Origin of the sequence: Mesobacillus subterraneus, assembly GCF_000934845.1 — a bacterium.
Classification (GTDB): domain Bacteria; phylum Bacillota; class Bacilli; order Bacillales; family Cytobacillaceae; genus Mesobacillus; species Mesobacillus stamsii.
The window spans coordinates 1-362 of sequence record NZ_JXIQ01000177.1; the positions used below are offsets into that span (position 1 = coordinate 1).

Annotated in this window: 1 protein-coding gene; it reads right to left on the reverse strand. The window is 41.7% G+C overall.

All coding sequences use genetic code 11. The annotated features are described in order from the left end of the window. Nucleotides 1-112 precede the first annotated feature (112 nt). A partial coding sequence (locus tag UB32_RS20305; RefSeq protein WP_206742577.1) for a hypothetical protein occupies nucleotides 113-362 on the reverse strand: 250 nt, incomplete at its 5' end.

A 362-nucleotide genomic window follows, 5' to 3' on the forward strand; every position in this document is an offset into this window, starting at 1 on the left:
ATAATGAACTCCTTTTAAAAAGTATTTAAGTAAGTTAGTTGATTATGATTTAAGGTCACCAATGAGTCGTATTGGTTACCAAAAAAACGAGAAACCGGGGGAAAATCGGTTGCTATCGGAAAGGTTTGAGCGAAGCGAGGAGGAGGCTCACCTGACGCCCCGCGGAAAGCGAGTGTCTGGAGTGGAAATCGATTATTACCCAAAACCAAAAAAGGATCGGGCGGTTATTGCCCGGTTTTTTTAAAAGAATAAGAAAGATTTCTTTGAAAATTGTCCAACTTCGGCTCCAGCGTCTTGCCCCTCGAGACGCTTCGATCCTGCCAAATGAAGTCAAAGATGTATTGAGATAAAAAATGGAAACA